This is a genomic window from Clostridium lentum (genome assembly GCF_014287815.1).
GTDB classification, from domain to species: domain Bacteria; phylum Bacillota; class Clostridia; order Clostridiales; family Clostridiaceae; genus Clostridium; species Clostridium lentum.
The window spans coordinates 1-1,757 of sequence record NZ_JACOOQ010000041.1 but is presented as its reverse complement, the minus strand read 5'-3'; the positions used below and the strand labels follow the sequence as shown (position 1 = coordinate 1,757).

1 protein-coding gene is annotated in these 1,757 nt (G+C 29.7%); it reads left to right on the top strand.

The genetic code is table 11. From position 1 onward, the window contains the following. Positions 1 to 156: 156 nt before the first annotated feature. On the top strand, positions 157 to 1,596 hold the full coding sequence (locus tag H8R92_RS12940) for a DDE-type integrase/transposase/recombinase (protein WP_022212137.1): 1,440 nt from the start codon (positions 157 to 159) through the stop codon (positions 1,594 to 1,596). The last annotated feature ends 161 nt before the right edge of the window (positions 1,597 to 1,757 follow it).

Here is a 1,757-nt window from a genome sequence, read left to right as displayed (position 1 = left end):
AGTTAGTGTAAAGTTTTTTACACTATTTTTATTTTAAAATCTTTATATATCAAGGTTTCGAAAGTTTTTTGCATAAAAAAAACAACGACCCCCTAATTTCATGTTAAAATTGAATCTCTGACCAAACAAAATCAACAATGAAAGGTTGTCGTTATCATGGATTCAATTATAACTTATTTACTTATATATAATCAATATTTAATTACCATTATCGGTGAATTACTTTTATTTATTTCACAACACATACCACTAAAACAAATGATATTTGATGATTCAAATAGCCCTGAATATCAAAAGTTCAAAGTAGATAGACTACCTACAATACTTAAATTTGAAAAGGTAGATTATAAATTACTTTTAGCTTATTACAAACATAAATATAACAAGACCTTAAAACCCGTCCAAAGACGGAACGGTAAGTCTATTCCTAAAAAAACTAAATGTCCTAAATGTGGTGCACCTCATGAATATATTTACGATAACAATGGCAATAAAGGTCAGTTTAAGTGTAAAGTTTGTCAACTTACATTTAAAGAAGCTAATTATGCTACTAAACCATTAGTATTTATTTGTCCTTACTGTGGTGCTACCCTTACTGAGCAAAAGCAGCGTAAGCAGTTTAAAATACATAAATGTAATAATTCTAAATGCTCATATTATCAAAGAAACATTAAGAAACTTCCTAAGGATCTTGATCCTGCCCATAAATATAAATACAAGCTTCACTATATATACCGTGAATTCAATATTAACTTCTTTAAGATGGATTTATATCCAATTTCAAAACATGCTACAGGATTTAGTTTTAAAAAGTTTAATCCTCATATAATGGGATTATGCCTTACTTATCACGTTAATTGTAAAATGTCTACAAGACAAACTGCACATGTTTTAGAAGAAGTTCATGGAATAAAAATATCACATAGAACTGTTGCTAATTATGCTTTAACAGCAGCCGCTGTCATTAAACCATTTGTTGATACATTTAATTACAAACCATCTAAAATACTTTCTGCCGATGAAACTTATATAAAAGTTAAAGGAATTAAGCATTATGTTTGGATTGTAATGGATGCTTGTAAAAAGTCTATTCTAGGTTATCAAGTATCTGATACAAGAGCTACAGGTCCTTGTATATTAGCAATGCGTATGGCTTTTGATAAGTTCAAAAAATTTCCAGGAAAAGCTTTGAACTTCGTTGCCGATGGTTATAGCGCTTACCCGTTAGCGAAGCAACAATTTGAATTAGAAGAAAATAAAGAATTTAATCTAACTCAAGTTATTGGCCTTACTAATGAAGATCTAGTATCTGAAGAATTCCGTTGGGTTAAGCAAGTAGTAGAGCGTCTAAATCGTACCTTCAAATCTTCCTATAGAGTTACTTGTGGCTATGGAAGTGATGAAGGTGCTCTTTATGGATTCTCTCTTTGGGTTGCTTATTATAACTTTTTAAGACCTCACCCATATAACTATCATCGTCCTTTAAATGAATTGGATGCTTTAAATATCGCTGATAACATGCCAGCAAAATGGCAAATTCTTATCAATCTCGGTCAACAAACCATATTAAATATGCAAGAATCTAAAACTTCTTGATAAACTATAAAATTAAATATTGATTTAATTTTTGCCTCCGATACCGAAGGTCTTTTTGTCATATTCAATTTTCGAATTTTAATTGATATTTCAAAGTTATTTTTCTATTATTATGCCAAATTAGCCCTATGCTATTTTTTCATACGAAACTTTACACTATC